Annotated in this window: 15 protein-coding genes; 8 read left to right on the forward strand and 7 right to left on the reverse strand. The window is 70.6% G+C overall.

Features of this window, described 5'->3' with window-relative positions; genetic code table 11:
- Positions 1 to 67 precede the first annotated feature (67 nt).
- From A176_RS05105 to A176_RS05115, 3 genes are read right to left on the reverse strand one after another with little or no spacing between them, the layout of a single operon-like run.
- Positions 68 to 1,447, reverse strand: coding sequence for a sigma-54-dependent transcriptional regulator (locus tag A176_RS05105; RefSeq protein ID WP_002638818.1), 1,380 nt, complete (start codon positions 1,445 to 1,447; stop codon positions 68 to 70).
- Positions 1,444 to 4,377 carry an ATP-binding protein gene (locus tag A176_RS05110; RefSeq protein WP_002638819.1) on the reverse strand — a complete coding sequence of 978 codons (2,934 nt, stop codon included), beginning with the start codon at positions 4,375 to 4,377 and terminating at the stop codon, positions 1,444 to 1,446. The genes A176_RS05105 and A176_RS05110 overlap by 4 nt, the downstream gene beginning before the upstream one ends.
- Positions 4,367 to 4,567, reverse strand: a complete 201-nt coding sequence (locus A176_RS05115; protein WP_002638820.1) for a hypothetical protein — start codon at positions 4,565 to 4,567, stop codon at positions 4,367 to 4,369. The genes A176_RS05110 and A176_RS05115 overlap by 11 nt, the downstream gene beginning before the upstream one ends.
- A 234-nt stretch (positions 4,568 to 4,801) precedes the next feature.
- On the opposite strand from A176_RS05115, the gene A176_RS05120 reads away from it, so the two are divergent.
- From A176_RS05120 to A176_RS05130, 3 genes are read left to right on the forward strand one after another with little or no spacing between them, the layout of a single operon-like run.
- Positions 4,802 to 5,986: a GNAT family N-acetyltransferase gene (locus tag A176_RS05120; protein ID WP_002638821.1), complete on the forward strand. Its 1,185-nt coding sequence runs from the start codon at positions 4,802 to 4,804 to the stop codon at positions 5,984 to 5,986.
- 60 nt (positions 5,987 to 6,046) lie between these two features.
- Complete coding sequence (locus A176_RS05125) at positions 6,047 to 7,042, forward strand: NAD-dependent epimerase/dehydratase family protein (protein WP_002638822.1); 996 nt, start codon at positions 6,047 to 6,049, stop codon at positions 7,040 to 7,042.
- A gap of 3 nt (positions 7,043 to 7,045) precedes the next feature.
- Positions 7,046 to 7,909 (forward strand): WGR domain-containing protein, encoded by an 864-nt coding sequence (locus A176_RS05130; protein WP_002638823.1) that lies wholly within the window; start codon positions 7,046 to 7,048, stop codon positions 7,907 to 7,909.
- 105 nt (positions 7,910 to 8,014) lie between these two features.
- Here A176_RS05130 and A176_RS05135 read toward each other — a convergent pair whose 3' ends face one another.
- A complete protein-coding gene (locus A176_RS05135; RefSeq protein ID WP_044889643.1) occupies positions 8,015 to 8,863 on the reverse strand; it encodes a hypothetical protein in 849 nt (282 codons plus the stop codon).
- A gap of 172 nt (positions 8,864 to 9,035) precedes the next feature.
- On the opposite strand from A176_RS05135, the gene A176_RS05140 reads away from it, so the two are divergent.
- Complete coding sequence (locus A176_RS05140; RefSeq protein ID WP_002638825.1) at positions 9,036 to 10,241, forward strand: substrate-binding domain-containing protein; 1,206 nt, start codon at positions 9,036 to 9,038, stop codon at positions 10,239 to 10,241.
- A gap of 22 nt (positions 10,242 to 10,263) precedes the next feature.
- On the opposite strand, the gene A176_RS05145 is transcribed toward A176_RS05140, so the two are convergent.
- Together A176_RS05145 and A176_RS05150 are read right to left on the reverse strand one after the other, a co-directional pair.
- Entirely contained in the window at positions 10,264 to 11,061 is a 798-nt protein-coding gene (locus A176_RS05145) for a M14 family metallopeptidase (RefSeq protein WP_044889679.1), read from the reverse strand.
- A gap of 94 nt (positions 11,062 to 11,155) precedes the next feature.
- On the reverse strand, positions 11,156 to 11,599 hold the full coding sequence (locus A176_RS05150; RefSeq protein ID WP_002638827.1) for a Spy/CpxP family protein refolding chaperone: 444 nt from the start codon (positions 11,597 to 11,599) through the stop codon (positions 11,156 to 11,158).
- A gap of 419 nt (positions 11,600 to 12,018) precedes the next feature.
- On the opposite strand from A176_RS05150, the gene dnaE reads away from it, so the two are divergent.
- The 3 genes from dnaE to A176_RS05165 all read left to right on the forward strand — a co-directional run bounded on the left by dnaE (position 12,019) and on the right by A176_RS05165 (position 17,540).
- Entirely contained in the window at positions 12,019 to 15,573 is a 3,555-nt protein-coding gene (gene dnaE / locus A176_RS05155) for a DNA polymerase III subunit alpha (protein WP_002638829.1), read from the forward strand.
- Between the two features lie 29 nt (positions 15,574 to 15,602).
- Positions 15,603 to 16,430 carry a crotonase/enoyl-CoA hydratase family protein gene (locus A176_RS05160; RefSeq protein WP_002638830.1) on the forward strand — a complete coding sequence of 276 codons (828 nt, stop codon included), beginning with the start codon at positions 15,603 to 15,605 and terminating at the stop codon, positions 16,428 to 16,430.
- Between the two features lie 81 nt (positions 16,431 to 16,511).
- Positions 16,512 to 17,540 (forward strand): prephenate dehydrogenase/arogenate dehydrogenase family protein, encoded by a 1,029-nt coding sequence (locus tag A176_RS05165; protein WP_002638831.1) that lies wholly within the window; start codon positions 16,512 to 16,514, stop codon positions 17,538 to 17,540.
- Positions 17,541 to 17,549: 9 nt separating this feature from the next.
- Here the strand turns inward: A176_RS05165 and A176_RS05170 are convergent, their stop codons facing one another.
- On the reverse strand, positions 17,550 to 20,186 hold the full coding sequence (locus A176_RS05170; protein ID WP_002638832.1) for a U32 family peptidase: 2,637 nt from the start codon (positions 20,184 to 20,186) through the stop codon (positions 17,550 to 17,552).
- A gap of 116 nt (positions 20,187 to 20,302) precedes the next feature.
- Between A176_RS05170 and A176_RS05175 the strand changes: the two genes are divergently transcribed.
- Complete coding sequence (locus A176_RS05175; RefSeq protein WP_002638833.1) at positions 20,303 to 21,106, forward strand: SDR family oxidoreductase; 804 nt, start codon at positions 20,303 to 20,305, stop codon at positions 21,104 to 21,106.
- Positions 21,107 to 21,141: the final 35 nt, after the last annotated feature.

Below are 21,141 nucleotides of genomic sequence, written 5' to 3' on the forward strand. Positions count from 1 at the left end.
CGCGCCGCCGCTGGAGGACGCGCCCGTGAGACCCGGGGGCCATGGACGGCCGCCGGTGCGCCGTGTTTCACGCGCGCGTGCGGGGGATGCCCAGCTTCTGGCGTTTCTCCCACAGCGTCTTGCGGCTGATGCCCAGCCGCTTGGCCAGCTCCGTCTCGCCCAGGTGGTCCTGGTTCTCGAGGACGAAGCGGCGGAAGTACTCCTCCATGGAGTCCGGGGAGCCGGTGGGCTCCTCGGTGGCGACGGCGACCGGGTCAGTGGCTTCGGCGGGAGACGCGAAGCTGTCCGCCGTGTCGGGCAGCTCCAGCGCCAGCAGCCCCGCTGTCACCACCGGCCCATCCGCGAGGATGACGGCGCGCTCGAGCGCGTTCTCCAGCTCGCGCACGTTGCCCGGCCACGGGTGCGTGGTCAGCGCGGCGAGGGCCTCGGGCGCCAGACTCACGGGCGGGCGGCCCACCTTGCGGCTCGCCTTCTCCAGCAGGTGTTTCGCCAGCGCGGGCACGTCCTCGGCGCGCTCTCGCAGGGGCGGCAGGCGAATCTCCACCACGCGCAGGCGGAAGTAGAGGTCCTGGCGGAACGTCCCTTCCTGCACGCGGCGGGGCAAATCCCGGTGGGTCGCCGCGACGATGCGCACGTCCACCTTGCGCGGCCGCGTCGCGCCCACCCGCCGCACCTCACCATCTTGAAGCATGCGCAACAGGCGCGCCTGCGCGGGCGCGGGCAGCTCGCCAATCTCGTCGAGGAACAACGTGCCGCCGTGGGCGGCTTCCACCAGGCCCGGGTGCGCGGCTTGCGCGCCGGTGAAGGCGCCCTTCTCGTGGCCGAACAGCTCGCTCTCCAGGAGGCCCTCGGGAATCGCGGCGCAGTTCACCGCGACCAGCGGCCCCTCGGCGCGGGGACTCTGGGCGTGGATGGCGCGGGCCACCAGCTCCTTGCCGGTGCCGGATTCGCGCAGGACGAGCACGGTGGCGGGGGAGGGCGCCACCTTGCGGACGCGCTCGAACACCTCGTGCATCGCGGGGCTGTTGCCCACCATTCCGCTGACGGGGTGGGCCTGCTCCACCTCGCGCTTCAGCGCCGCGTTCTGCCGCGTCAGCAGGCCTTCGCGCAGCACCCGCTCCACCTGCATCAACAGCTCGTCGTGGTCGAAGGGCTTGGCGATGTAGTCCACCGCGCCCAGCTTCATCGCGTCCACCGCCGACTTCACGGTGGCGTAGCTGGTCATGATGAGGACCGGCACGCCCGGACACATGTGGATGATGTCCGTCCCCGGGGCGCCCGGCAGGCGCAGGTCCGACAGCACCAGGTCGAACGAGTCCAGCGGGTAGTCGCCCGCCGCCTCGTGCACGGAGCCCGCTTCCGACACGTCGTGGCCCGCGCGCACCAGCAGCCTGCGCAGCTCGGTGCGGATGATGGGCTCGTCTTCGATGACCAGGATGCGGCTCATGTCGGGGCCCCCGGAAGGCGCACCACGACGCTAGTCCCGCCCCCCTGTCGTCTGTCCACCTGCATTGTTCCGCCGTGCTCCCGGACGATGCCCGCGGCGAGCGCCAGGCCCAGGCCTGTTCCCTCGCCGGGACCCTTCGTCGTGAAGAAGGGTTCGAAGATTCGCTGCGCCAGTTCGGCGGGAATCCCATGCCCCCGGTCCATGATGTGCAAACGCACGACGCCCTCGTGGACGTCCGCTTCCAGCTCCACCACGCCGCGCTCCGGAGACGCGTCCATCGCGTTCGTGAGCAGGTTGACGAGCACCTGCTCCAGCCGCTGCGCGTCGCCTTCGACCTCCAGGCCTTCCGGGCAGCGGTGCTCGAAGCTCACTCCACGTTGCTTGCGTGCGAACTGGGCGAGCTGCATCGCCTCTCCGAGCAGTTGGGCCACGGACACCCGCGTGAAGGGCCGCGCTTGTCCACCCACCGTGCCTTCGTGGCTGAACGTCACCAACGTCCGGACGATGGCGTCGATGCGCCGGCACTGCTGGAGGATGAGCCCCGCGCGCTCCTGCACCGCGCCCGGGTCATCCAGGTCGTACTTGAGGTTCTGCGTCAGGCTGGCGATGGCTGTCAGGGGATTGCCAATCTCATGCGCCACGCCGGCGGCCACGCGGCCCAGCGAGGCCAGCCGGTCCTGGTGGGCCAGCCGCGCGTCCACGGCCTTGCGCGCCGTCAGGTCCTCCACCAGCAAGGCCATGCCCTCGGACGTGCCGCCGCCTTCCTCGGCGGGGGACAGCCGGGAGCGGTGCAGCCGCAGGGTGCGCTCGACGCCGGACACGGTGAGCCGCACCTCGGTGTCGCTGTCCGCCCCGCTGGCGAAGCGGGACAGGAGCTCGCCCCAGGTCGCGGGGAGCGCCTCCAGCAGGTGGCCTCGCGCGGCGTCCACCGGCACGCGGGTGAGCTGCTCCATCGCCGCGTTCCAGATGAGGACCTCGCCATCCGGCCCCACGGCGCAGACGCCCACTGGCAGGTCCTCCAGGATGCGGCGCAGGTAGCGGCGCACGGCCTCCAGGGCGGGCACGGGGCCGCGCATGCTCCGCGCGTCGCGCAGGCGCTCCTCCACGAAGCGGAGCTGCTCCGCCAGGGCGGTGCGCGCGCCCGGCTCCAGGCGCAGCGCTTCTTCCACCGTCATCCGGGCGAGCACCGGCCCCAGCAGGCCGGACAGGTTGCGCTCCACGCCGTCGCGCAGGCGGCGCAGCTCGGAGGGGCGGCGCTCGTCCGGAGGCAGGGCCAACGCCGTCAGCGCGCGGTCCACCTCCGCGGACGCGGCCTCCTCGCCCAGCAGCGGCGCCAGCTTGCGCCGGAACTCCTCGGGCGAGCCCGCCACCACGCCTCCCGCCGCGGGGGCCACTTCCTCGCGGGTGCAGGTCCGCGCGGCCTCGGTCTCCTCGGCGGACTGGCGCGTGACCAGCGACACGCCGACGAAGGCGAGCGTGTTGAGCGAGAGGGACGCGAAGGTGGCGAAGCCCCAGGGCTCCGCGACCGGGAAGCCCAGCAGCGCCGCCATCCGGTGCGTCCACGCGACGACGCCCGGCGAGGCCCACAGCGGCAGCACCAACGTGAAGAACCACAGCACCGCGCCCACGCCCATGCCCGTCAGCAGGCCCGCGCGCGTGCCACGCTTCCAGAACAGCAGCCCCAGCACGCCGGGGATGAACTGCGCCACCGCGACGAAGGACACCAGGCCCAGGTCCACCAGCCCCGTGCCGCGCGTGTTCAGCAGCCAGTGGAAGCCGTAGCCGGCCAGGATGATGATGCCGATGAGCAGGCGGCGCGCCCACAGCAGCCAGCCGTACAGGTGCGGCTGTCCGCGCGCGTACCCCAGGGGCAGCACCAGGTGCGTGAGGCACATGGGCGCCAGGGCCAGCGTGGTGACGATGACCATGGCGCTGGACGCGGAGACGCCGCCCAGGAAGGCCCCCAGCGCCAGCCACGTGGCGCCGCCCGCCGCGGGCACGGCCAGCACGTGGAAGTCCGCGGGCCACGGCAGGCCCATCGCCTCGCCGCCCCACAGCACCAGCGGCACCATGAGGTTCATCACCAGCAGCAGCAGCGGGAAGGCCCAGGTGGCGGTGGCCAGCCCCTCGCGCTCCGGGGCCTCGGTGAAGGCGACGTGGTAGCTGCGCGGCGTGAGGAAGGCGGCGGCGCAGGACAGCACCAGCAGCGGCGCCCAGGGTGCATCGCGCGCGGGGCGCTGCAGGCCGTCGATGGCTTCCGGGTGCGCGTCCAGCCAGGCGCGCAGCCCGTCCACGCCGCCGAACACGTTGGAGACGGCCCAGAGGCCCACGGCCACCAGGGCCACCAGCTTCACCGCGGACTCGAAGGCGATGGCCAGCATCAGGCCTTCGTGCCGCTCGCGCGGGGTGAGGTGCCGCGCGCCGAAGAGGACGGAGAAGACGGTGAGCACCGCGCAGAAGCCCAGGCCCACCAGGGTGGGGGACGCGGACGGGCTGAGCACGCGCGCGGACTCCACGACGGCGCGCACCTGGAGGGCCAGGTAGGGCAGGCTGCCCGCCAGCAGGAGCAGCGTCACCGCCGTGCCGGTGCTCTGTCCCGGGTAGCGGAAGGCCAGCACATCCGCCAGGGAGGTGAGCTGGAGCTCGCGCGACAAGCGCAAGAGCGGGCGCCACAACACGGGCACCAGCAGGCATGCCAGCGTGGCGCCCAGGTAGATGCCGAGGTAGCGGAAGCCGTGCCTCGCCGCATAGCCCACGCTGCCGAAGTAGGACCATGACGTGGCGTAGACGCCCAGGGCCAGCGCGTAGACGAGCGGGTGCTGGGTGATGCGCGCGGGGATGGCGCCGCGCTCCGCCGCGTAGGCCACCAGGAAGAGCACCAGCAGGTACGCGACCGAGGCGGCGACGAGCGAGCCCAGGTCAAGCGTCATGGCCACCGCTCCGGTGGGCCACCCAGCCGCCGAGGACGATGACACCCAGCCACACCACGAAGGGCAGGTAGCCCGGCGCCCCCTCCGCCAGCCACAGCCGGCGCAGCGGCGAGCCGAAGAGCAGCACCGCGATGGCGAAGACGAGCAGCGACGGCATCACTGGTGCGTCGGGCTCGGAGGGGCGCTTCATCGCGGTGAGGATACCAGCGGAAGGGGCCACCGGTGGGGCGTCGTCACGCGTTCAGGCGGAAGCGGTGGGCTGGCTTCCTGGGCGCGGGCAGGGCGGCCATTCGCTCACCGTATCCCGCGAGGACGGCGTCCACGGACCTTTTCGTGCCGGCGAGTTGCTCGACAGACCACCTGGGCTGTCATGAGAATGCGGCCGCCGCGGGGACCGTCTTCGTCCCCGGGAAACGGAGGGCAGATGGAGACGACGCCTGCTGGTGATTTCGGGCCGCCGCGAGACGAACGCGAGCTGGCCGCTGTCGCGGACATCATGGTGCATTCGTACGCGATGTCCCCGGCGGACAGCGCCGCGTGGATGCAGCGGACGACGCGGTCGGACCTGCGGGTGTTGCGCGAGGGCGGCCACGTGGCGGGCTCGTTGGTGCACATCCCCATGGGGCAGTGGTACGGCGGGCGCAGCGTGCCTGTCATCGGCGTGGGTGGCGTGGGCGTGTCGCCCGTGCACCGGGGGCGGGGCACCGCCACGCGGCTCATGCAGCACCTCCTGCGCGAGGCGCGCGCGTCGGGCGCGCCGCTGTCCGTGCTGTACCCCGCGACGCAGCCGCTCTACCGGCGCGTGGGCTATGAGCACGCGGGCGCGCGTTACGAGCTTCGCGTCCAGGTTCCTTCACTGGACTTCACGGAGCGGACGCTGGCGCTGAGGGCCATCGAGGCGGCGGACACGCCCGCCATCCTCCAGGCTTACCAGCGGTTCGCGCGCCATCGCACGGGCTGGTTGGACCGGACCGACTTCTCGTGGAGCCGCGTCCGGAACCTGCGCGGAGAGGTGGCGCATGGCTACCTCGTGGAGGGGCAGGACGGCGTGGAGGGCTACCTCTACGTCATCCGCAGGCCGGTGAAGGACTTCAAGCAGGAGCTGTTCCTCACCGACGTGGTGGCCCACACGCCGGCCGCGGCGCGGCGGATTCTGAGCTTCCTGGGCGACCACCGCTCCCTGGCCATGGAGGCGAGTTGGTACGGCGGCGTGGATGACCCGCTGCTCCTGCTGCTGCGTGAGCAGACGTACTCCGTGAAGCTCTACATGCACTGGATGGTGCGCGTGCTGGACGTGGCGTCCGCGCTGCAGGCGCGGGGCTGGCCGGAGGGCCTCACCGGGACGCTCCACCTGGAGGTGGAGGACGACCTCTTCCCGGAGAACACCGGGCGCTACGTGCTGGACGTGGCGGACGGACAGGCGAAGGTCCACCGTGGGGGCGACGGGCGGTTGCGGCTGCACGTGAAGTCGCTGGCCCCGCTGTACGCGGGCCACCTGAACGCCGAGTCCCTTCGCGCCATGGGGGCGCTGGAGGCGGACGATGCCTCGGTGCGCGTGGCCGGGGCGCTCTTCGCGGGCCCTCCACCTTCGCTGCGCGACATGTTCTGAGCCGGGCCTGAAGTGGTAGGAGCAGGGGGCAGTTCTTCACGTCACCAGGGAGTGCGGTCGATGCGGGCATTCGTCACCGGTGGTTCTGGCTTCGTGGGTCGACACCTCCTCACCGCGCTGAAGGTGCGGGGGACGCCGGCCCGGGCGCTCGCGCGCTCCACCGCGGCCATGGAGGCGGTGGCGGCGGCCGGCGCGGAGCCCGTCGATGGGGATTTGTCCGACGTGGAGAAGCTGCGGGCGGGCATGGAGGGCTGCGACACCGTCTTCCACTCCGCCGCGTACGTGAAGGGCGCTGGCGCGCGCAGCGAGTTCTACGAAGCGAACGTGCGCGGCACCGAGCGCGTGCTGGAGGCCGCGCGCGCCGCGGGCGTGAAGCGCCTGGTCCACGTCAGCACGGAGGCCGTGCTCGTGGATGGCACGCCGCTGGTGAAGGTGGACGAGACGATGCCGCTGCCCGAGCGCCCCATCGGGGACTACCCCTCCACCAAGGGGGAGGCGGAGCGGCGGGTGTTGAGCGTGAATTCGGAGGACTTCGTCACCGTGGCCGTGCGGCCCCGCTTCGTGTGGGGCGCGGGGGACACGTCGCTGTTCCCCCAGTTCGCGGAGGCGGTGCGCGCGGGGCGCTTCCGCTGGTTCAGCGGCGGGCGTTACCTGACGTCCACCTGCCACGTGGCCAACTGCGTGGAGGGCATGTTGCTCGCGGCGGAGAAGGGGCGCGGCGGCGAGGCGTACTTCCTCACCGACGGGGAACCCGTGGAGTTCCGCGCGTTCATCACCGCGATGCTCGCGGCCCGGGGCGTGGACGCGGGCTCGCGCACGCTGCCGTACGGCGTGGCGGCGACGGTGGCCACGGTGGGAGACCTGCTGTGGGGCACCCTGGGGCTCCCGGGGCGGCCTCCGCTCACCCGCACCGAGGTGCTCCTCATGGGGCGCGAGGTGACGGTCCGGGACGACAAGGCTCGCGCCGAGCTGGGGTATGAGGGCCGCCGCTCCCGCGAGGAGGGGCTCCGGGAAATGAAGGCGGAGCACGAGAGCGCCGCGTCGCGTATGCTCTGAGGCATGCGCAGGTTCGAGTTCGTCGAAGGCAGCAGCTCCAAGTTCTGGGAGCCGGAGCTTCAGGGCAACACCTTCATCGTCACGTTCGGCCGCATCGGTACCGCGGGCCAGCGGCGGGAGAAGGCCTTCGCGGATGAGGCCGGCGCCCGGAAGGAATACGACAAGAAGGTCGCGGAGAAGGTGCGGGAGGGCTACCGCGAGGTGACGGAGGGTGGCGCCCCCGCGGCCGCCGCGCCCACGCCACCCCCGCCGCCGAAGAAGGCCGAGCTGCCCCGGCGCGTGCCCGTCGCCACCCCCACGCCCGAGTCGCTGAAGGCCGCCGCCGAGGCGCTGGCCGCGCTGAGGGCCCGGCTGGGCTGGCGAAGCTGGGAGGTGACGTCCCGCGCGCGTCGCGCGAGGCGTGCACTGCAGGCCCTGGGCGGCGTGGACCCCGCGGCCCACCCGGAGCTGGCGGGGACCTTCTCCGCGCTGATGGAGCGCGTGGTCGCGTCGCCGAAGGACGGCCGCTTGCCGCTTCGTCACGCGCTCGGGCTGCTGGGCGTGCTGGACGTGGCGGCCTTCGTTCGCGCGGCCGAGGTGTGGCTCAAGTCGCCCACCGCCGTTCCCGCGGCCACCGCCCTGGCCCGTCAGGCGACGGAGCTGGGCCAGCCGGAGCTGGCGCTGCGGCTGGGGCTGCTGCTCTCGGACCGGCCGGGGCAGGCGGGGGCACCGTCGGAGGATGGCTGGAGCAAGCGGTGGACGTCGCTGCGTCCCCACGTGGAGGACCACCTGTCCTCCAAGGGGGGGGCGCTGGCCGCGTGGATTCAGTCGGTGGACGCCGCGGGCGACGCGCACCTCGCCGGACGATTGACGCGCCTGGGGGCCTGAGCGGCCGATCAGGCTCCCTCGTGGAGGCCCTGCCCGGGCCTCTGTGAGGGCGAGCGGGGCATCTGGAGCGCATGAGGTGAACCCATGCGCTCCAAGGACGCGTGGTCAGCCCGGCCCGTTGCTGTCGGTCGACGGTTTCGTCTTCTTCGCCGCGCCCTGGCCAGAGCCAGGCACGCTCTCCGGCTGCCGGTCCATCTCCGCCAGCGGGTAGTCCCGCGCCGCGTCCAGGTATGACTGCGGCTTGATGCGGCGGCGCATGCGCCATGTCAGGTTGTCGGGCTGGACGAGCACGGGCTCGCCATCCGGGCGCTGCTCCACGAGGTGCCCGTCGCAGAAGCGCCACTGCTTGCGGCCGTCCACGTCGTGGCGCGCGTAGTAGAGGTCCGTCTGGCCAATCTCGGGCTTGGGCGGGCACCAGGTGCGGCGGGCGGACTCCTCGCGCTCGGGCATCTCCTCGCGCCACTGCTGGCGCGCCTGCTTCAACGCCACCGCCGCCAACACCTTCGGGCCTTCCTCCAGCCGGGCATCCGCCTCGCGCAGCAGCTCCTGGCCGCGCCGGGCAATCTCCGGGAACGCGCCCGTGTCACGGAAGCCGCACTCTCTCAGGCGGTTCAACGTGTACCGGTGCACGTCCATGATGGCCGGAAGCGAATCGGTGGCCTCCCGCATCATCGCCAACTGCTTGGGGTGGTCTGGCGCGTCGAGCCTGGCGACGTCCTCCGTCTCCCGGAGGAAGCGGGCCATGAGCCCGTTGACCGTCGTCAGCTCGTCCGCGAGCCAGCGCGGCTCCGAGGACGCACACGGGTCCGCCTTGGCCTTCTTGTAGTTCCGGTAATCCGCCCGGGACATGCCCAGGGCGTAATGCTCCACCGGAGGGGCGGGCTTGGTCGCGCACGCGCTCAGCGCCGCCGTGCCCAGGCCCGCAAGCACGAGCCGCCGAATGTTTGCCGTCATTCGGCCATTCTGGCATGTACTTTGTGTTCAAACAAACGTGCGGTAGCCAACGGTTCCGACGCGAGGTCCGGATTTCCTGAAGGACGTGCCGCCACCTTGAACGGCGCCACCGAGGTTGCCTACAAGACGTCCCAGGCGCCGAGCAGGCCTTCGCGGAAGTGTGAGCCGGTACATGAAGCCCGCGGTCCTCATCATCATCGGAGTGCTCACGGCGTTGGGCGGGGCGCTCTACTTGTCCTCGCGCCACACGCACGGGAGTCCGCGAGAGGTGCGCCCCGAGGCGCGCGCGCCCGTCTCCACGCCGCGGGGCGTGCGGACCGAAATCACCTTCCTCTACAGCACGGAGAAGCAGGCGTGGGTGGAGGAGGCCGCCAAGGACTTCCAGAAAGCCAATCCGCTCATCCGCGTGAACCTGGTGGGCCGGGGCTCGCTGGAGGCGGCGCAGGCCATCCTCGAAGGCCGTGAGCGCCCCACCGTGTGGAGTCCCGCGGACAGCGCGGTGCTGCGGATGCTGGAGTCGGATTGGGCGACGGACACCGCGCGCGAGCCGCTGTTCGCCGCGGACGGTGACGCCGCGCCGCGGCCCCTGGTCGTCACCCCGCTGGTCTTCGTGGCGTGGGAGGAGCGGGCGGAGGTGCTGACGCGGGCCCGTGGGAGCGGCGCCGTGTCTTGGAAGCTCATCCAGGAGGCGGTCTCGAGCGACCGGGGCTGGCCCGCGGTGGGTGGCAAGCCCGAGTGGGGTTTCGTGAAGCTGGGCCACACCAACCCGACGCACTCCAACTCCGGACTCCAGGCGCTGCTGCTGGCGGCGCTGGAGTTCTACGGGAAGCAGGGTGGGCTGACGGTGGCGGACCTGCTGGAGCCCCGGTTCCAGACGTGGTTGAGCGAGCTGGAGCGGGGCGTGGGACGCTTCGAGCTGACGACCGGCGCGCTGATGGCGGACATGGTCCGCTTCGGTCCGGACCGCTACGACGTCGCGGCGGTCTACGAGAACCTGGCCATCGCCCAGCTCGCCCAGCCACAGGGGCCGTGGGGCGCGCTGAAGGTCCTCTATCCGCCGCTCACGTTCTGGAGCGACCATCCCGCGGCGGTGTTGCAGGGCGAGTGGGTGTTGCCCCGGCAGCGGGAAGCCGCGCTGGAGTGGCTTCGCTACCTGCGCAGCCGGCCCGTGCAGCAGCGCGCGCTGGCCTACGGGTTCCGGCCGGCGGACCCGACGGTGCCCGTGCGGGCCGACGCGGAGGAGAGCCCCTTCCAGCGCATGGAGGCGCGGGGCATCCAGGTGGACGTGCCGCCCAGCGCGGAGGTGCCGGACGGCGCGGTGGTCCGCAACCTGCTCACGCTATGGTCTCGCAGGGTGGGCAACGCGCGAGCGCCCTGAACCCGGGCGCCCGTCACGGGCTTCAGCCCCGGCGCGCGGCCAGGTCGATGAAGCCGCGAATCCAGACGAGGTTCACCGCGTCACACACGGCGAGCGGCGTGGGCGTCGTCGTCTCCAGCGCGGCGGTGTAGGGCACGCCCTGGCGCGAGTACCAGTCGGTGACGCTGCCGTCGTGGTACTCGATGAGGCCGTCCGCGTCGGTGAAGCTGTGGTCGTCCACCTTCTGGCTGCGCACCACCGTGACGTGCTTCGCGCTGGCCTCCACCAGCGGGCGGTACGCGGCCTTGTCCCCGAAGGTGTACGCGTACGTCGAGGACCCGCCCAGGTAGTCGTCCTGGTGGATGTCGAGCGCGGCGGCCGGAGCGGGGTAGCGCGCCAGCTCGCTGCGAATCGCCCGCGTCTCCTTGGGGCCGCCGTCGTAGAGCGCCCAGCGGAGGATGGGCCGCTCCACGTGCAGCTCGCCCACCCATTCACCCGGGGCGACCTCGTAGCGGAGGAAGTCGTTGTTGGGCTTCTCGCCGCTGCGGTTGTAGCGGGTCCCCGCCTCGAAGCCGGAGGGGTTGATGCAGGGGTAGACGCGCAGGCCCACGCCGCGCTCCACGGCGTAGGCCGCCACCTGGGGAAAGTGCTCGGCCAGCGTCAGCGGCCCCGCGGGTTCCTCCCCGTGGAAGCCGGAGGTGATGACCAGCCAACGTTCTCCCGGCACGATGAGCCGGAAGAGGGGGTAGTCCTGGTCTCCCTCCGTCACCCGTCCGTACTCGGAAACCTCCGCGAGCTGGCCGTGGGCGCGGATCCGCTTGGCGTAGTCGGTGTAATTCACCCGGGTAAGGTAGCCGCGAGTCACCAGCGCGCCCACCCTTTCCCGCAACCGCACACCTCACCTGTCCCGCGCGCCCCGCCGCGCCCCGCAGGGGCTACTGGCCCATGCGCTGGCGGAACTCGTCGGCCAGCTCCTTGCGCTGCGCGGGCGTCAACGTGCCGTGGACCTCCAGGGCCGCGTCCGTCGCCTTGTGTGCGAAGGCGCGCAGGGCCTCGATGCGGGCATCCACCAGGGCGTGCAGCTTCTGCCGGTCCGGCGTGTCCGACGCGAGCTGTTGGAAGGCCTCGTCGCGCGCGGCGTGGTGCTCCTGCATCACCTGCACGCCGTCGGTGAACAGCCGGTCCTTCACGGCGTGGATGGCCTGTTTCTGCGACGCGGTGGCGTCCAACGTGTCCAGCTTGTCGTCGAGCTTCCACGTCACCATCTGCTTCACGCGCTCGGGGTCCTTGCCCCAACGGGGACCGGAGCGGAACGCGAAGCCGCTGAGCAGGGCGACGGCGAGCAGCGCGGAGCCGGCGATGGCGAATCTCTTCATCATGAGGGCACTTCCTTTTTCGGAGAGGTGGATTGCGACAGTGGCCAATCTGCAGGGCCGGCGTTGTCGCCACTTGTACGAGGCGTGAAGAAGTATGAAGCGCGCCCGCCACGTGGGCCCGCAGCGACGCGGGCGCCTGTCCGCGAGGGTGCGCGGGTGGCCCGCCTGGCCGCCAGGGGAGGGGGCTGGACGGGGGCGCCAGGGCCCCGTGGGAAGACGCATCGTGACTTCCACGGAGACGGGCGGTGGGGCAGGCGGGCCGTTAGGCTTCCCGTGGTGTCTTCCGCCTAGGGCGGAACGTCGCAAAGGGCCGATTTTCCGGCCTCGCCCGTGACGGCAACGAAGCTGCGTTTGCAGAGTAGCGGGCGTGCTGCCACGGCCGTACTGTACTGCCCCCCGGCCTCCAGGAGCGGAACGCACCCATGTCCTTTACCCACCTCCATCTGCACACCCTCTACTCGCTCCTCGACGGAGCGATTCGGATGAAGGACCTCATCAAGACGGTGAAGGAGAAGGGGATGAGCAGCGTCGCCGTGACGGACCACGGCAACATGTTCGGCGCCATCGACTTCTACAAGAAGGCGAAGGACGCGGGCATCAAGCCGATTCTGGGCATGGAGGCCTACGTCGCCGGTCCCAAGGGCCGCGAGGACCGCTCCGAGAAGGTCTCCCACCACCTCATCCTGGTCGCGAAGAACGCGGAGGGTTACGCCAACCTGCGCTACCTGTCCTCCACGGCGTACATGCACGGGTTCTACTACCACCCGCGCATCGACAAGAAGGTCCTGGCGGACCACAGCAAGGGCCTCTTCGCGCTCACCGCGTGCCTGGGCGGTGAGGTCACCAGCGCGTGCTTCCGCGGCGACATGGACCACGCCCGCCGCGCCGCGCAGGAGTACAAGGACATCTTCGAGCCCGGGCAGTTCTTCCTGGAGGTGCAGTCCAACGGGATGCCCGAGCAGGACAAGGCGAACGAGAACCTCAAGCAGCTCTCTCGCGACCTGGACATCCCGCTGTGCGCCACCGCGGACGCGCACTACATCAAGCGCGAGGACGCGCGCGCCCACGAGCTGCTCATGTGCATCGCCAGCGGCAAGACGCTGGCGGACGGCAAGCGCATGAAGCACTCCACGGACAAGCTCTACGTCACCAGCCCCACGGAGATGCTGGAGTTCTTCAAGGACACGCCCGAGGCGGTCCACAACACCCAGCGCATCGCCGAGCAGTGCAACCTGGAGCTCAAGCTGGGCAAGCCGATGCTGCCCACCTTCAAGGTGCCCGACAGCCACACGCCGGACAGCTACATGGCGGAGCTGTCCTACGAAGGCCTGCGCGAGCGCTTCATCGAGCTGGCGGCCACCGTCACGTACCCCATTGACCGCGAGCAGTACCAGGCGCGCCTGGCGCTGGAGCTTGGCGTCATCCAGAAGATGGGGTTCAGCGGCTACTTCCTCATCGTCCAGGACTTCATCAACTGGGCGAAGAAGATGAACATCCCGGTGGGCCCGGGCCGTGGCTCCGGCGCCGGAAGCCTGGTGGCCTACGCGCTGCGCATCACCGACGTGGACCCCATCCCGTACAACCTCCTCTTCGAGCGCTTCCTGAACCCGGAACGCGTGTCGATGCCCGACTTCGATATCGACTTCTGCCAGGACCGCCGGGACGAGGTCATTCAGTACGTCGGCCGGAAGTACGGCGAGATGAACGTGGGGCAGATCATCACCTTCGGTTCGCTGAAGGCGAAGAGCGTGCTGCGCGACGTGTGCCGCGTGTTCGCGTTGCCCTTCAGTGAAGGTGACCGCATCGCGAAGCTGGTGCCGGAGGTGCTCAACATCACCTTGAAGGAGGCCATCGAGATGGAGCCTCGCCTCAAGGAGATGATGGAGTCGCCCTCCAACATCGGCGAGGTGGAAGGCAAGCCCGTCACCACCAAGGAGGTGCTCGAAATCGCGCTCGCGCTGGAAGGCCTGCACCGCCAGCCCGGCATGCACGCCGCCGGCGTGGTCATCGCCGACAAGCCCCTGTGGGAGTTCGTGCCCGTCTACCAGCCGCCGGGTGAGAAGACGCTCATCACCCAGTTCGCCAAGGACGAGGTGGAAGCGGCCGGCCTGGTGAAGTTCGACTTCCTCGGTCTGAAGACGCTCACCGTGATTCAGCACGCGCTGGACCTGGTGAAGCGCAACCACGACAAGGACATCCCCCGGCACGAGATTCCGCTCAACGACGAGAAGACCTGGGAGTTGATGGCCAAGGGCGACACGGCCGGCGTCTTCCAGATGGAGTCGAGCGGCTTCACGGAAATGGTCGTGAAGCTCAAGCCGAACTGCTTCGAAGACGTCATCGCCGCCGGCGCGCTCTACCGCCCGGGTCCGCTGGACTCCGGCATGGTGGACGTCTTCATCAACCGCAAGCACGGCCGGGAGAAGGTGGCGTACCCGCACCCCGCGCTGGAGCCGGTGCTCAAGGACACCTACGGCGTCATCGTGTACCAGGAGCAGGTGATGCAGATTTCGCAGGTCCTGGGTGGCTACACCCTGGGCCGCGCGGACCTGCTTCGCCGCGCCATGGGCAAGAAGAAGGCCGAGGTCATGCAGGCCGAACGGGCCGGCTTCCTCGAGGGCTGCGCGAAGAACAACGTCGACCTCAAGGTCGCCGGTGAAATCTTCGACCTGATGGAGAAGTTCGCCGAGTACGGCTTCAACAAGAGCCACTCGGCCGCCTACGGCCTGGTCACCATCCACACGGCCTGGCTGAAGGCGCACTACCCCTGCGAGTTCATGGCGGCCCTTCTCTCCAGCGAGAAGGACAACACGGACAAGGTGGTGAAGCACATCGGCGAGGCGCGCGAGTCGGGCCTCGAGGTGCTGCCGCCGGACGTGAATCAGTCCGACATGGAGTTCGGCGCGGTGGAGGGGAAGATTCGCTTCGGCCTGGGCGCCATCAAGGGCGTCGGCGAGGGCGCCATCGAGTCCATCCTGGAGGCGCGCAAGGACGGTCACTTCAAGAGCCTGTTCGACTTCTGCGAGCGCGTGGACAGCCGCAAGGTGAACCGGAAGGTGATGGAAGCGCTGGTGAAGGCGGGCTCCTTCGACTTCGAGAAGCGCTCGCGCCGGCAGATTTTCGACACCATCGAGAAGGCGATGAACCGCGGCTCGGCCAGCCAGAAGGACAAGGCGGCGGGGCAGAGCTCGTTGTTCGGGATGCTGGCCGGTCCGGCCTCGGGTGGCGGCGGCGGTCTGAAGGATGACTACGTCGAGGTGGAGGACTGGTCGGAGAAGGAGCGGCTGTCGCTGGAGAAGGAAGCCATTGGCTTCTACGTGTCCGGCCATCCGCTGCACCAGTACGACAAGGAGCTGAAGCGCTACTCGCGGCCCATCACCGCGGTGCAGCGCGCGCGCAAGGACGACAAGCTCACGGTGGCGGGCATCGTCACGGTGCTGCGCGAGCGGCCCACGAAGACGGGCAAGCGCATGGCGTGGGTGACGATTGAAGACCTGTCCGGCTCCATCGAGCTGGTGTGCTTCCCGGGCAAGGACGGCGTGCGCAACGTCATGGGCCGGGACGGCAAGTGGGCGAAGCAGGGGCCCAAGCCGGGCTTCGAGCACTGGGAGCACCTGCTCAAGTCGGACGACCCCATCCTGGTGTCCGGCACGGTGCAGATCAGCCAGCGTGACGAGGATTCGCCCACGCCGGAGCTCATCGTCGACGACATCCAGAGTCTCAAGGCCGTGCGTGAGAAGCGCACCAAGCGGCTGGAGCTGCGCGTGCCGGCGGACCTCCTCACGGAGGAGCGGGTGGCGAAGCTGCACGAGCTGGCGAAGAAGTACGTCGGCGCCACGCCCGTGGCGGTGAGCGTGCTCTTCAAGGGCGAGGGCGAGGCGCTCATCGCCAACACCTCCATCAAGGTGCAGGTGAACGACGACCTGCTCCTCGCGGTGGACCGCCTGTTCGGCATGCGGGTGGTGGAGTTCGGCTGATGTCTGATTGCGGTGTTCGGGAGGGCTGAATGGACGGCACCTACAAGTCGCTGCGCATCGAGAAGAACGAAGGCATCGCCGAGCTCGTGCTCACCGGACCGGGCAAGGGCAACGCCATGGGCCCCGACTTCTGGCGGGAGATGCCCGAGGCCATTCGCGCCCTGGACGCCGATGACGCCGTTCGCGTCATCCTCGTGCGCGGGGAAGGGAAGAACTTCACCTACGGCCTGGACCTGATGGGGATGATGGAGTCCCTGGGGCCGCTGCTCACCGGGGACAGCAACCTGGCGCTGGAGCGTCTGAAGCTACTGGCCCTGATTGGTGACATGCAGCAGGCCACCGAGGGCCTGGCCCGCTGTCGCAAGCCCGTCATCGCCGCTGTCCATGGCTGGTGCATCGGCGGGGGCATGGACCTCATCGCCGCGTGCGACTTCCGGTACTGCTCAGAGGACGCGAAGTTCTCCCTGCGAGAGGTGAAGGTGGGCATCGTCGCCGACCTGGGCGCGCTCCAGCGTCTGCCGCGCATCATTGGCGAAGGGAACACGCGCGAGCTGGCGTACACGGGCGGCGACGTGGGCTCGGCCCGGGCGCTCCGCATGGGGCTGGTCAACGAGGTGTTTCCCACCCAGGAAGCCCTGCTGGCCGAGGCCCGGGCGACCGCGAAGCGCATCGCCGAGAACCCGCCGCTCGTCGTCCAGGGCGCCAAGCAGGTCATGGAGTACTGCGCCGACAAATCCACCGCGGATGGCCTGCGTTACGTCGCGGTGTGGAACTCCGCGTTCCTCCAGTCGCAGGACCTGGCCGAAGCCTTCGCCGCCTTCGCGGAACGTCGAACGCCCCAGTTCCAGGGTCGCTGACGCCCCGGGGCAGCGCCCTTTCGTCAGGCCGGCTGGGGATGCGAGAATTCCAGGAACAACTTGGATTCGGAGCCCGGCGACATGACGGAAAGCATCGCGTTGCTGGGGTACGGCCGCTTTGGCCGTGCCCTCTCGGGGCTGTTCGTGGACGCGGGCATCTCGCATCGGGTGTTCGACCCCGGGCAGGACGACGTGCCCTCGGCGCTGCGCGCGCCGGCGCTCGCGCAGGCCGTCGAAGGCGCGACGTTCGTCATCCTGTCCATGCCCGTGTCCGCGATGCGCTCGGTGCTGGAGGCGCTTCGCCCGCACCTGACGCCCGCGCAGACGGTGCTCGACGTCGGAAGCGTCAAGGTGCGGCCCGTGCAGGTCCTGGCCTCGGTGCTGGGGCGGGACATTCCGTGGGTGGGCACCCATCCGCTGTTCGGCCCGGCCAGCCTCGCGCGCGGTGACCTGCCACGCCGCACGGTGGTGTGTCCGAACGAGCTGCACCCGGCCGCGGTGCACAAGGCCCGGGCCCTGTTCGAGCGCATCGGCTGTGAAGTCACGGAGCTGTCGCCGGATGCCCATGACGCGCTGATGGCGCGCACGCACGTGCTCACCTTCTTCCTGGCGCACGGCTTGTTGAAGGCCGAGGCCGGGAAGGACCTGCCCTTCGCGCCGCCCAGCTTCCAGCCCGTGGCGCGCCTGGAGGAGTACGCGCGCCTGGAGGTGCCGCATCTCTTCGGCGTCGTGCAGTCGGAGAACCCCTACGCACGCGATGCCCGCGTGCACCTGCTGGATGCGCTGACGCAGCTCCACCTCGCATGTGAGGCGGGAGGGCCGGGGGCCTCCGTGCCCGCGCCGCCGGGACTGGCCGAGGTCCGGGAGCACGTCGATGCCGTGGACCGTGAGCTGGTTCAGCTCCTGGACCGCCGCGCCCGGCTCATCCATCAAGCGGCGCGCCTGAAGGCGGAGCACGGACTGCCGCTGCCCGACTCGGAGCGGGAGGCGAGCCTGCTGGAGGCTCGGCGTCAGTGGGCCTCGGAGTTGAATCTGGACCCGGACGCGACGGAGGACGTGTTCCGCGCGGTGCTGCGCTTCTCGCGCCGCGCGGTGCCCACGTCCCACTGAGCGTCGCGCTCAGCGCTGCACGGTGAAGGTCGGGTTGAGCACCTTCATCGTGCCCTTCGTCACGCCGAACTGCTCGTGGACGGCCGCGCGCCGGATGGCCTCGGCGGGGGAGATGCGGCCCGCGAGCAGCTCCTGGTAGGCGGCGAGCACCCGCGCGGACTCCTCGCGCGACTCCCGCACGAACTCCACCCGGAAGCGGCGCACGCCCCGCGTGAGCAGCGACGGCACCAGCGACGCGGCGCTCTGGGCCTGCGCGTTGAACACCGTGTTCCGGCAGCCCACGTCTACCACCACGGGGTGCTCCAGGCCCTTGTGGTCTCTCAGCGACACGCGCTGCTTCTCACACGGGCGCCCACAGCTCCGGTAGTCGCGCCCATGGGACAGCGTGTGGGAGTACACGCAGTGCTCGGTGTGGAACGTGGAGATGTGGTGGTGCAGCGTCACCGTGAAGCGCTCCGCGGGCAGGTGCTCCAGCATGGCCCCGAGCTGCACCGCGTCCAAATCATGGGCGAAGGTCAGCGTGTCCAGCCCGAGCCCCAGCAGGTGCAGCGCCGTCACGGAGTTGGTGACGTTCAAGGAGAAGTCCGCGTGCAGGGCAGGGCGCGTCTCACCGGGAGCGGGAGGCCGCTCCAGGAAGTGCATCATCGCGCCCCAGTGGCGCACCAGCACCGCGTCCGGCTTCAGCTTCGCGATGCGCGCGTCGTAGCCTTCCTCGCCCGGCTTCTGCACGCGCACCGTGGCAATCGTCACGCGCAGCCCCGCGGCGCGAGCCCGCTCCACCGCGCGCTGGAGCCCCACCAGCTCCATCCAGTCCAGCTCGACCTCGGGCAGGCCCGCCGCGATGACCGCTTCGAGTTGCTCATCCGTGCGGCACAGCGGCAGCAAGCGCGCGTCCTCCACCGCGCGCGGCGTGGGCGTCACCCGCTCCCGCAGCGAGGCGCGCAGGGGCTCCAGCGTGGAGCCCGCGTTCACCGTCCGCACGGGCCCACGGGCCACGGCCTCGGCCAGCTTGGGCACCAGCCGGCGGCGCAGCGCCTTCATCTCCGACACCGGCAGGTGCAGCCCCGCCGCGAGCCCGGAGGTGTCCAGGCCCGCCAACTGGAAAGGCGTGCCGCCCAGCGCCGCCAGCTTGTCGCGCAGCAGCGCTTCATCGATGCCACCGCCGCGAGACTCGGCCAGCATCACCTCGCTGGACACCGTGGCCACATGGCCACCGCGCGCGCGGCCCACCACCGTCAGCGGCGCGCCCGCGGCGCCCGTCACGGTCAGCTCAAGCGGCACGCGGCCTTCCGGCTCGCCGCGCTCCAGCAGCTCCTCGGTGCGCTTCACCAGGGCGGGATCGCTCGTCACCCACACCCGCTGGCCCGGCTTCACGCGCGCCAGGTCCGGCCCGGGGTTGCCGAAGCCCAGCACCCACCCCGAGCCCTTGCGCTCCACGCGGAACAGGGGGCCGCCGGGCTCGTGCTTGTCCTCGGGGTGCCCATCGTCGAACACCACGCCCATGCCGGGCCGGGGCGATACGTCCGCCGCCACCGGGGCCGCCGTCTCCAGCGGAGAGGACACCTTGCCCACGGGCGCATCGCCGCGCTTGGGCGCGTCATCCTGGCCCAGCCCGCCCGTCCAGGGGCGGCCCTCCGCGTCGTCCACCACGCGCACGTCGCGCCCGTGCACGGACTCCACCCGGCCCAGGAACGCGCCTCGGTGCTTGGGGAAGCGTCCCTCCACCAGCGTCTGGTGGTCCGAGCCCGCGAAGAAGCCGTGCGAGAAGCCGCGGCTGTACGACAGCGTCATGTCCGACAAGTCCCGGCGCAGCGCGCCCGTGTCCGGCGTGCCCGCGGCCACGCCGTCCACCCATCGCCGGTAACCTTGCACCGCCGTGGCGACGTACTGCGGGCCCTTCTGGCGGCCTTCAATCTTCAGCGAGTGGACGCCGATGTCCACGAGCTGCGGCACGGCCATGACCCCCGCGAGGTCCTTGGGGCTGAGCAGGTACTGCACGTCGCCCAGCTCGCGCGTCTGGCCATCCACGACCAGGTCATAGGGCAGCCGACACGACTGCGCGCACTGGCCCCGGTTGGCGGAGCGGCCACCCCACGCCTCGCTGGTGAGGCACTGGCCGCTCCAGGACATGCAGAGCGCGCCGTGGATGAACACCTCCAGCTCGATGTCCGTCTCCGATGCCAGCCGGCGAATCTCCGCCACGGACAGCTCGCGTGGCACCACCACGCGGGTGGCGCCCAGGCCCCTCGCGAAGCGCGCGCCCTCCGCGCTCGAAATCGTCATCTGCGTGGAGGCGTGGACCTCCATCTGAGGACACACCGCGCGCGCGACCAGGGCAATCGCGGGGTCCTGGACGATGAGCGCGTCCACGCCCGCCTCGGCCACGCGGCGCAGGATGTCCTCCACCACGGGCAGCTCGGGCTCGAACACCAGGGTGTTCAGCGTCAGGTAGGCCCGGGCCCCGGCGCGGTGTACGAGCGCCAGCGTCTCGGCCAGGTTGGCGAGCGAGAAGTTCTCCGCGCGGGCTCGCGCATTGAAGCCTTCGTCCAACCCGAAATAGATGGCGTCCGCGCCGCTGGCGAGCGCGGCCTTCATCGAGTCAAGGTCCCCAGCGGGGGCGAGGATTTCGGGGCGGCGGCGGGTCATGGCGCGACCTCTAACACACGGGCCCAGGTTCCGCCGTCCGTCCGGCGATGGACGTGGACGCAGTGCGGCAGGTTTGTTCAAGTCCGAGCCTGGTTGCTTCCACAGGAGACGGTCAAATGGCTGATGGCGTGTTCCGGGACGGGCTGCTCGCGGGCAAGGTGGCGTTCATTTCCGGCGGCAGCAGTGGCATCAACCTCGGCATCGCCGAGGCCTTCGTGAAGGCGGGCGCCAAGGTGGCCATCAATGGCCGCAACGTGGAGAAGCTCGAGGGCGCGGTGAAGGGCCTCCAGGCGCACGGCACCGCCATGGGCGTGGCCGCCGACGTCCGGGACTTCGCGGCGGTGGAGAAGGCCCTGCAGACGGTGCGCGACGCGTACGGCGAGCTGGACATCGTCGTCTGTGGCGCCGCCGGCAACTTCCCGGCGCCGGCCCTGGGCATGTCCTCCAACGGCTTCAAGGCGGTGATGGACATCGACGTGCTGGGCACCTTCAACATCAGCCGCGCCGCCTTCGAGCACCTGCGCAAGCCGGGCGCGTCCCTCATCAACATCTCCGCGCCCCAGGCCTATCTCCCCATGGCCATGCAGGCCCACGTCTGTGCGGCCAAGGCGGGCGTGGACATGCTCACGCGCGTGTTGGCCATCGAGTGGGGTGGCTCCGGTGTGCGCGTGAACTCCATCACGCCGGGCCCCATCGACGACACCGAGGGCATGCGCCGGCTCGCCCCCAGCGATGAAGGCCGCGACAAGCTCGCGCAGGCCCTGCCGCTCCAGCGCTTCGGCAAGAAGCAGGACATCGCGCAGCTCGCGCTGTTCCTGGCGTCGGAGGGCTCGGCGTACATCACCGGTTCCATCATGGTGTGCGACGGTGGCCAGTCCCTGCTGGGTGGCGGCGCACTCATGGCCGCGCTCGGGATGTAACGCCAGACGCTACATCTTTTCTCAGGGGGTCATGC

Origin of the sequence: Myxococcus hansupus (assembly GCF_000280925.3) — a bacterium.
Taxonomy (GTDB): domain Bacteria; phylum Myxococcota; class Myxococcia; order Myxococcales; family Myxococcaceae; genus Myxococcus; species Myxococcus hansupus.

What these genes read in the sequence shown, in the direction of transcription:
- A176_RS05105 (WP_002638818.1), bottom strand. Translation starts at nt 1,447, where the DNA reads ATGAGCCGCATCCTGGTCATCGAAGACGAGCCCATCATCCGCACCGAG.
- A176_RS05110 (WP_002638819.1), bottom strand. Translation starts at nt 4,377, where the DNA reads ATGACGCTTGACCTGGGCTCGCTCGTCGCCGCCTCGGTCGCGTACCTG.
- A176_RS05115 (WP_002638820.1), bottom strand. Translation starts at nt 4,567, where the DNA reads ATGAAGCGCCCCTCCGAGCCCGACGCACCAGTGATGCCGTCGCTGCTC.
- A176_RS05120 (WP_002638821.1), top strand. Translation starts at nt 4,802, where the DNA reads ATGGAGACGACGCCTGCTGGTGATTTCGGGCCGCCGCGAGACGAACGC.
- A176_RS05125 (WP_002638822.1), top strand. Translation starts at nt 6,047, where the DNA reads ATGCGGGCATTCGTCACCGGTGGTTCTGGCTTCGTGGGTCGACACCTC.
- A176_RS05130 (WP_002638823.1), top strand. Translation starts at nt 7,046, where the DNA reads ATGCGCAGGTTCGAGTTCGTCGAAGGCAGCAGCTCCAAGTTCTGGGAG.
- A176_RS05135 (WP_044889643.1), bottom strand. Translation starts at nt 8,863, where the DNA reads ATGACGGCAAACATTCGGCGGCTCGTGCTTGCGGGCCTGGGCACGGCG.
- A176_RS05140 (WP_002638825.1), top strand. Translation starts at nt 9,036, where the DNA reads ATGAAGCCCGCGGTCCTCATCATCATCGGAGTGCTCACGGCGTTGGGC.
- A176_RS05150 (WP_002638827.1), bottom strand. Translation starts at nt 11,599, where the DNA reads ATGATGAAGAGATTCGCCATCGCCGGCTCCGCGCTGCTCGCCGTCGCC.
- dnaE (WP_002638829.1), top strand. Translation starts at nt 12,019, where the DNA reads ATGTCCTTTACCCACCTCCATCTGCACACCCTCTACTCGCTCCTCGAC.
- A176_RS05160 (WP_002638830.1), top strand. Translation starts at nt 15,603, where the DNA reads ATGGACGGCACCTACAAGTCGCTGCGCATCGAGAAGAACGAAGGCATC.
- A176_RS05165 (WP_002638831.1), top strand. Translation starts at nt 16,512, where the DNA reads ATGACGGAAAGCATCGCGTTGCTGGGGTACGGCCGCTTTGGCCGTGCC.
- A176_RS05170 (WP_002638832.1), bottom strand. Translation starts at nt 20,186, where the DNA reads ATGACCCGCCGCCGCCCCGAAATCCTCGCCCCCGCTGGGGACCTTGAC.
- A176_RS05175 (WP_002638833.1), top strand. Translation starts at nt 20,303, where the DNA reads ATGGCTGATGGCGTGTTCCGGGACGGGCTGCTCGCGGGCAAGGTGGCG.